We start from the raw sequence: 7917 nt of genomic DNA on the forward strand, positions 1-7917 counted from the left end.
CCGCGCCGTCCGGAAGGGACCGCGTCCCACTGCATCTCGGGATCGAACCAGACGGCCAGCGAGCCGCGCTGCCTCAGCGCCTGATTATACGCTTGCCAGTTGATCGTCTTGTAGATCGGCTTCGGAGGTCTGCTCATGCTGCCCGGCTAGCATGCTGGATTCACGAGATGAATCCCCTGGATTTGCGCAACAACGCCGGCTGCTGGCCAGGGGGAGCTGTGACCTTTTCTCACGCGCTGAATGGGTTGGACATAGTGCTCGAAGAGCCCGCGCGAATCGTCCGCCTTCCTTTCGTCTCAGCGCGGAATAAAGCGTGTCTGGCGCAGTTGATTTATAGGCAACGATTATTTTCAGTCTATAAATTCAGGGATGACCTGCGCGCAGGCAACCACGTTAAATTGCGGGGTGCTGCGGCGCGGCCCTGGCCACTTTGTTTACCGCTGCCAATCAGCCCAAGCTCTTCCCGAGCGCTTCCTTGACACTCTGATAAAGCGACGACCTGAACGCCTCGTCCTGGTTATGAAGCTTGTAGAGTTCCAATTCCTCTTTTCGGCGTTTCAGCATGACTTCCTTCATGATTTTGTCGAACGCCAGGTCGCGACTGTATGGATCAGGGTTTCCATCGAACTTCTCCTCGAAGTCTGGATGAGCCTGAACACTCTCCACAATGTTCAGGAACTTGATCCGCTGTTCCTCTGGTGTGGCTCCCCAGCCTTGGAACCAACGCTCGTTGAAGCTGCGGATGATCTCTCCGAGCGGGTCTTCCTGCACCTCTCCTTCGCGGTAGCCGCGGGGATTGGGGTTCTGCGGCTCCAGTTCTGCTTCCGAACTGTCCAGGTCGATGGCATGGTTCAGCTTGGTCCTCTCCAGCCCGTACGACGACAGGTCAACGGCCTCGAGAAGCTCATCCAGGGCATCCTGGTTGGGGTCCTGAATGTTCAGCTTCGGCACCAGGAACTTCAGGAACCAGAACAGTTTCTCCCAGGCCAGAACCTCGAACGGCATGATCGCGGCCATCTGGCCGTAGATCTTGACGAATTGCTTGGCCTTGATCTTGAAGTCGATCTTTTCGGGGTCATCCAGCTCCAGGCTGGTGTTGAAGCGCTCAGCAGCAACATCGATGAGCGGGCTCAGCTTCTCGGCATCCTCGCCGTCGAAGAACCGCGTGCAGAATTCCTCGACCTCGGACCATTCGTACACGCCAACATCGTCCAGGGATGCCTTCAGTTCGTGCAGGACGTTGACGTCCGTCGCCTCGGACAGTGTGGTCACCGTGAAGAACGGGTCGAAGGCCGCCTTGATGTCCTCGGTCGAGTTGAAGAAGTCGAGAACGAACAGGTCCTCGGTCCGCTTGCCCAGCTTCGGCGAGGACCGGTTCAACCGGGACAAGGCCTGAACCGCCAGCACTGATTGCAGCTTCTTGTCGACGTACATCGCGCAGAGCTTCGGCTGATCGAAACCGGTCAGGTACTTGTTCGCGACGATGAGCAGCCGATACTCGTCTTTGTCAAATTCGCTACGGGTCTTGTCCTCCGCCACCCCGTTCATGTCGGCCTCGGTGTACTTGACCCCATCGACATCCTTCTCGCCGGAAAAGGCGATCAGCGCCTTGAACGGGTTGCCGCGCTTGGCAAGCTCCGCCTGGACGGCCTTGTAGTACCGGATCGCCATCTCGATGTTCTGCGTGACGATCATCCCCTTGCCCTTGCCACGCAGCTTCTTCGGGTTGACCACATTGTCGATGAAGTCATCGACCATGATCTCGGCCTTGGTGTTGATCGTCTGCTGGCTCCGCTCGACATAGGCGCGCAGCTTCTTCTGCGCCTTGGAGGTGTCGAACAGGGGATTGTCCTCGATGGACTTCTGGATCTCGTAGTAGCCCTTGTAGGTCGTGTAATTCGCCAGCACGTCGAGGATGAAGCCCTCCTCGATCGCCTGCTTCATGCTGTACAGATGGAAGGGCCGGAAGCGGCCGTCAGGCTGCTTCTCGCCGAACTTCTCCAGGGTGATCGGCTTCGGCGTCGCAGTGAAGGCAAAGTAGGAGGCGTTGCCGCGCATCTTGCGGGCCTGCATGGCTGCCACGACCTTGTCCTGCGTGTCGTCTTCGTCCGGGTCGCCGCCCATTGCCTGGTTCATCTTGTCACTGGCGATGCCGCTCTGACCGCTGTGCGCCTCGTCGATGATCACTGCGAAACGCTTGTCGCCCAGGTCCTCGATACCGTCGATGATGAAGGGGAACTTCTGGATCGTCGTGATGATGATCTTCTTGCCGTTCTCCAGCGCTGCCTTCAGGTCCGACGACTTCAGCGCCGGGGCCACGATATTCTTGACCTCGGAGAAGTCCTTGATGTTGTCGCGCAGCTGCTTGTCCAGCAGGCGGCGGTCGGTCACCACAATCACGCTGTCGAACAGCGGGGCGTCCAGCGCCTTGGCGCCCGGCAGGCCCAGTTCCGCCGGGTAGGTCTCGATCAGCTGGTAGGCGGTCCAGGTGATGCTGTTGGACTTCCCCGAACCGGCAGAGTGCTGGATCAGGTAGCTGTGCCCCACGCCCGTCTCAGCGGCGTGGGACAGCAGCTGCCGGACCACGTTCAGCTGGTGGTAGCGCGGGAAGATCAGCGTCTTTTTCGGCAGCGGGTCAGTCTTCTTGCCCTCCAGCAGAACGAAGTGCTGGATGATCCCGGCAAGGCTTGCCGGTTGCAGCACCTCTTCCCACAGGTAGGCCGTCTTGTGGCCATTGGGGTTCGGTGGGTTGCCCGCGCCCTCGTTGTGGCCCTTGTTGAACGGCAGGAAGAAGGTCTTCGCCCCGTCCAGCTTCGTCGCCATCCACACCTCGTCGGTGTCGGCGGTCATATGGACCAGCACGCGGCCGAAGGTCATTAGGGTCTGCTTGGCATCACGCTCGCGGTACTGCTTCTGGCCGTGGTAGCGGGCGGTCTGGTGGGTCCAGGCGTTCTTCAGCTCCAGCGTCACCAGCGGCAGCCCGTTGAGGAACAGCACCATGTCCACCGATTCATTCGGGTTGGCGGTGCTGTGGTGGACCTGCCGGGTCACGCTCCAGATATTGGCGGCGAAGTTGTCGTGGACCTTCTGCGCCGAACTCGCCAGCGGGGCGGGGTACATCAGGGTGAAACGCGCGTTGTCGACGGGCAGGCCCTTCTTCAGGACGTGCAGCAGGCCCTTGGACTTGATCAGCTTGTCGATCTGGCCGGTGATCTTGGCCTGCCAGTCGGCAGGGTTGTGTTGCTTGAGCTTGTCGAGGTCCCTGGACTGAGTGGTTTCGAGGAACTCCCAGAACTTGGCGCGGTCGAGCGCGAGGGACGCGTCGAAGTCCGAGGGTTGGCCGATGCGGAAAGGGCCGGTCTCGGCAGCGGCCCCGGCGGCCAGCTCTTCGGAGCTCGCGCCGCAGAGCCGTCGTTCAATGGCCTGTTCGAGGGCGATTTCCTTGGTGTTGCTGACCGCGACATTCATGGGACTCTCACTTCACGTCCTGGCACCCGGGGCCCCGTCCCGGGGCCGGGCGCTTACACTACCTTGATCTTTCCAGTCACCGCTGCGTTGATCAAGCTCGTCTTGTATTCCCGCAATGCGGTGATCTGGGATTCCTTGAGGGTAATGGCATCGCCAATCCGCTTCTTTGTCGCTTCGACGAATTCGACGATATGCTTTTGTTCATCTGCTGGTGGGACGACCACGAAGCGATGCGCGAGGTTATTGAAACGAATGCGGACGGCGCGCTGGCGCACCGCATTACAGATCACCTGAATGTACCGTGCCAGCGCCATCTCGCGCAGAAGGTAGGCAAAGTATTGCTGGGAAAGCCCATCTTGGATTGGGTCGCAGATAACGTATTCAGGGGTGCATTTTCCATCGGAATCCGAGACGCCAATAGCCCCTTCGAAAGCGTCCATTGAGTTCAGCACAAGCTGACCAACTCGAATACCTTGATAACCGCCTTCGATGATTGCCTCGGTGAAACCTTCGAGGCGGCGGTTGGAACGGAGCGTGACTTGCCCGTCGCGGAAAGAGGTCACGACTTCATCGCCGGGGCGAACGGGCAAACGACTCTGCTCGAACAAATATTTGAAGCGGTGAATGCCCCAATGCGCGGGGATCTGGCCGATCCAGTCGATGCCGCTGTCCTTCATGGGGGCGGCGGGGTTCAGGCCGCGGGTGACGGCCTGCTGGATCAGGATCTGCCTGCGCTCGGCCAGTAGCCTGATCTGCGCCTCCTTGATCCGCACCGCCTCGTCAATCGTCGCGCATTTCCCATCCAGAAACGCGACGATTGCCGCCTGCTCCTCGGGAGGCGGCGCGGGAAGCAGGACATTCTTCAGATCACCTTGGGATATCTTCATCCTGATGGTATTGAGCTGACCGGTGCCACTCAGCTTCATCAAAATGCCTTTCCCGTGGCGAAGCAGGCCTTTCTGGAACGCGGAGTTTGAAAACACTCGCTCGTAGTAATCGACGTTCACTTCTTGCCGCGTGGCATACATCGCGTAGTAGACTGGGCTGATCGCGCCAAAATATTTCGACCGTCCAACGGCCCCAACGATAACATTCATGCTGTTCAGGACGATGTCGTCGGGACGCGCGATTTTATACGCGGTGAGTTCGTCTTTACGCTTGTTCCCGCCTCGTCCTTCTTCGCTGTAGAGTGTCACACCATGAGCAATCGACAATGACAGCACTTCTTCCGTGATGACGGGGTCATTCTTCTCGTTTCGGAAGGCGAAGTTCGCGCGTACCGGCTGAACCTCCCAGTGAGAAGGTAGGTCTTCGATCCAGTCGCTGCCGGTGTCACGGTAGCTCTCATACTTCGGATATGCCGCGATGGTCATTCCGCGGGCTCCAGCTTGGTCGCGACCTCGACACCGAGGATGTCGGCGATCAGCCCGTCGGCCTTTTCTTCCAGGGCCAGGATGTCCTGCGTCACCTCCTCAAGGCTGCGCAGCGGCTTGTGGCGGTAGAAATACTTGTTGAAGCTGATCTCGTAACCGATCTTCACGGAGTCGAGGTTGATCCAGGCTTCGTCGACATGCGGCTTCACCTCCGCCAGGAAATAGCGGTGGATGTCGTCCTTCAGCGGCACGCTTTCCGCATCGCGCAGGTCAGCGGTGCTCTCGTAGGTCAGGTAGCTGCCGTCCGTCTGCCGGTACCAGCCGAAATCGGCCAGATCCTCCGCCGCACAGCCCAGATGCGTGGTCAGGTCCGCGACCTCCGCGCTGGTCAGCTTGTGCTTCTTGGCGATGACCTTCTGGGCTGTCTCGTCGTACCAGCTGACGGCGTTCAGGATGGCGTTCTTCTCGGTCACGCCCAGCTTGATCTTGCGCGCCTTGATCGCGGCGTTGACCGCCTTGCGGAAGGCGTTGAAATCGTCGGTCTCCTCCGTGCCCACATCGCCCATGATCCGGGTCGCCGTGGCCAGCAGGTCGCGCAGCTTCACCCAGTATTTGGTGTCGAGCAGCTTGGCCTTCGCCTTGGCGTTCAGGGTTAGCCCCGCTTCCTCGCACCAGGCCATGATTGCCTTGGTCTGCTCCTTGAGGAAGCCCGGCTGATAGACCTGATCGCCGTGTTCGCCATAGAGCCATTCCATCGGCTCGCGCAGCGACTTGTCAAAACGCAGGGGCGCGAGGCGTTCGGCGCTGAAACCCGCGCGGCGGCGGTCCGGGCGTTCGATGGTGACCTTGTGGTAGCCGAAGTCCGCATTGTCGAAGACCTGCACGGCGATGCCGGTGGGATCATTGTTGGCGTCCATCTCGCGCTCGATGGGGGCGAAGGCGAGGAAGGCGTCGGTGATCTGCTGAATGTGCTCGTCCGAGAACTCGCAGTTCTTGTCGCCGAGGTTCTTGCGCAGCTTGCGGAACAGCAGGTTGGCGTCGATCAGCTGGACCCGCCCGCGCCGTGCCTCGGGCTTGGCGTTGGACAGGAGCCAGATGTAGGTGGTGATGCCGGTGTTGTAGAACAGGTTGTTGGGCAGCTGGATGATGGTGTCGAGCCAGTCGTTCTCGATGATGAAGCGGCGGATGTTCGATTCCCCGCTGCCCGCATCGCCGGTGAACAGGCTGGAGCCATTGTGGACAGACGCGATGCGCGACCCGAGCGGGCTGGCGCTCGTGGACTTCATCTTGCTGACCATCTCCATCAGGAAGAGCAGCTGCCCGTCCGATGAGCGCGGCGTGGCGTCCATGGTCTCGACCTTGCCCCAGTAGTCGGCAAGCTCTACCTGGAAGCGGGGGTCGATGACGTCCTTGCCGTCCTTGATGTATTTGACTTCGCTGTTCCAGCTTTTGCCGTAGGGCGGATTGGAGAGCATGAAGTCGAAGCGGTTGGCCGAGAACTCGTCGGTCGACAGGGTCGAACCCACGCGGATGTTTGCGGGGTCATTGCCCTTGATCATCATGTCCGACTTGCAGATCGCGTAGGTCTCGTCGTTGATCTCCTTGCCGTAGAGATAGACGTCAGCGTTGGTCCGGATCGGACCGCCCGGGTCCTTGATGTAATTCTGTGCCTCGGTCAGCATGCCGCCCGACCCACAGGCGGGGTCGTAGATCGTGATGACCGGGGGGAGCCGGTCCTTGATCGGGTCGAAGACGAGGTGCGTCATGAGGTGGATCACCTCGCGCGGGGTGAAGTGTTCCCCGGCTTCCTCGTTGTTCTCTTCGTTGAACTTGCGGATCAGCTCCTCGAAGACGTAGCCCATGCCGAGGTTCGACAGGCCGGGCAGCGTGTTGCCCTCCGGGTCTTCGATGTCGTGCGGGGTCAGGTTGATCCAGGGGGAGACGAATTTCTCGATGACGTCGAGGAGGACCTGCTTCTCGGCCATATGGCGCATCTGTTCGAACAGCTTGAAGCGGCCGATGATCTCTTTGACGTTGTCGGAGAAGCCGTCGAGGTAGTCCTCGATGTTGGCAAGCAGGATCTGCTGGTTGTTGGTGGCGGTGCCGTGTAGCTTCTTGAGGGTCCATTGGCTGGTGTTGAAGAACACGTAGCCCGAGGCAGCCTTGAGCGGCTCATCGTCCAGCTCTGTCGCGCCTGGGTCCTCTTGCTTCTGATACCTGACTTCTTCCAGAACTTTGTCCTTGGTCGGCTCAAGCAGCGTGTCGAGGCGGCGCAGGACGACCATCGGCAGGATGACATCGCGGTATTTGCCGCGCACATAGACGTCGCGCAGGCAGTCGTCGGCGATGCGCCAGATGAAGGAGACAAGGCTGTTGTGGGACGTCTGGTTCAATGGGGGCCTCAAAAATCACATGCGACCGCAATCGCTTTTCGAAATCACTACCCTCAGGACCTTGGCCCTGCAATGAACCAAGGTCGGGCCCGTTCTGGCTATTTGGCAGAGCATGACGAATGCGGTGAATGCCGCTGGCGCGCTCACCCTATCTCGTCTGGCGACTCCGCTCGAACGCCAGCATCGCCACTTTCCTCTTGGCCGCGATGTCGCGGACGGTCGTGGCAACTGCTGACTCACCGAAGTCCCTTGGATTGAAGGGGCGCCCGTACCAACGGATCATGTCCTTGTGCGCCGGGTGACGGCTATTGGCCATGGCTTCTATGAAATCGAAGAAACCGGGCGGGTCACCGACGTCTTCCGGCGGCGCGGCGCGCTCGCCATCTAAATAGAGGGAATAGTCGACGTCTGGATACGCGACTCCGACATGTTCGATGACGACGCGATGCTGCCAGTTGTCACCGAAATCGTAGGTGTATTCGAACTCTGCTACGCCGCGCCCTACCAAAGTCTCCAGGCACATGTTCTTGGCATGGTAGACCCTGTGGCCTCATGCCGCATCCTCCGGACTGGGTTCCTGACCTGCCCCCCGGTCGTCCCTAGTTCATAACGAGAGTCCTTGGGGTTGTGTGCTCTGTTCCCTGAAAACTGGACCGTTTGAAGCTGGAGTTTTCGGCTAATCT

The 7917-nt window shown here is 59.8% G+C and carries 3 protein-coding genes and 2 pseudogenes; all 5 read right to left on the bottom strand.

Features of this window, described 5'->3' with window-relative positions; all coding sequences use genetic code 11:
• Positions 1-137 (bottom strand): annotated as a pseudogene (locus BYZ73_RS20260) (IS5/IS1182 family transposase); the annotation flags it as partial.
• A gap of 310 nt (positions 138-447) precedes the next feature.
• On the bottom strand, positions 448-3468 hold the full coding sequence (locus tag BYZ73_RS20265; protein ID WP_112317451.1) for a type I restriction endonuclease subunit R: 3021 nt from the start codon (positions 3466-3468) through the stop codon (positions 448-450).
• Positions 3469-3521: 53 nt separating this feature from the next.
• Positions 3522-4841 (bottom strand): restriction endonuclease subunit S, encoded by a 1320-nt coding sequence (locus BYZ73_RS20270; protein WP_112317452.1) that lies wholly within the window; start codon positions 4839-4841, stop codon positions 3522-3524.
• Positions 4838-7234 carry a type I restriction-modification system subunit M gene (locus tag BYZ73_RS20275; RefSeq protein ID WP_112317453.1) on the bottom strand — a complete coding sequence of 799 codons (2397 nt, stop codon included), beginning with the start codon at positions 7232-7234 and terminating at the stop codon, positions 4838-4840. Before BYZ73_RS20275 ends, BYZ73_RS20270 begins: the two co-directional genes overlap by 4 nt.
• A 148-nt stretch (positions 7235-7382) precedes the next feature.
• Positions 7383-7763: pseudogene (locus tag BYZ73_RS20280) on the bottom strand (plasmid pRiA4b ORF-3 family protein); the annotation flags it as partial.
• Between the last annotated feature and the right edge of the window lie 154 nt (positions 7764-7917).

It is taken from the genome of Rhodovulum viride, assembly GCF_003265965.1.
GTDB classification, from domain to species: Bacteria; Pseudomonadota; Alphaproteobacteria; order Rhodobacterales; family Rhodobacteraceae; genus Rhodovulum; species Rhodovulum kholense.

Excerpts from the sequence above, each read along its gene's own strand:
- BYZ73_RS20265 (WP_112317451.1), bottom strand. The coding sequence starts at position 3,468 with ATGAATGTCGCGGTCAGCAACACCAAGGAAATCGCCCTCGAACAGGCC.
- BYZ73_RS20270 (WP_112317452.1), bottom strand. The coding sequence starts at position 4,841 with ATGACCATCGCGGCATATCCGAAGTATGAGAGCTACCGTGACACCGGC.